At 40.0% G+C, this 669-nt stretch carries 1 protein-coding gene and 1 pseudogene; both read left to right on the forward strand.

What is annotated here, in order from left to right; all coding sequences use genetic code 11:
• A pseudogene (locus tag AC1DG9_RS27540) lies at positions 1–125 on the forward strand (transketolase); the annotation flags it as partial.
• A 114-nt stretch (positions 126–239) separates the two neighbouring features.
• A partial coding sequence (locus AC1DG9_RS27545) for a transketolase family protein (protein WP_477635761.1) occupies positions 240–669 on the forward strand: 430 nt, incomplete at its 3' end.

Consider the following 669-nt stretch of genomic DNA (forward strand, 5'->3'; position numbering starts at 1 on the left):
AATGGGTAATGGGTGCAGGTGTTGATTTCATGATGGGATCGCATAAATGGCATGGTGTTGCGCCAAACGACGAGCAACTTGCACTAGCTCTTGCCCAATTACCAAGTACGCTAAAAGATTATTAAWTAGCTTTTAATGAAACCCTGCGTAGCAAGCTTGAACACCATTAACTAAAAATAGAAAACTCGTGAAAACCTGCGCAGCAAGCTTGAACACAGTTAAACAAAAATAGAAAACTCGTGAAAAAATATACATACACTGAAAAAAAAGATACCCGCTCTGGTTTTGGAGCAGGATTACTTGAAGCAGGTAAAAAAAATCCTGAAGTAGTTGCACTATGCGCAGACTTAGTGGGCTCTTTAAAAATGGATGCCTTTATTAAAGAATTCCCAGAACGCTTTTTCCAGATTGGTATTGCTGAGGCAAACATGATTGGTATTGCAGCCGGTTTAACCATTGGTGGTAAAATTCCTTTTACAGGAACTTTTGCCAATTTTTCTACAGGCAGGGTTTATGATCAGATCCGCCAATCGGTAGCTTATTCTGACAAAAACGTAAAAATATGTGCTTCCCATGCTGGATTAACCCTTGGGGAAGACGGTGCAACTCACCAGATTCTTGAAGACATAGGCTTAATGAAAATGCTTCCTGGCATGACTGTAATTAACC

This window comes from Pedobacter sp. 05L430 (assembly GCF_056397585.1).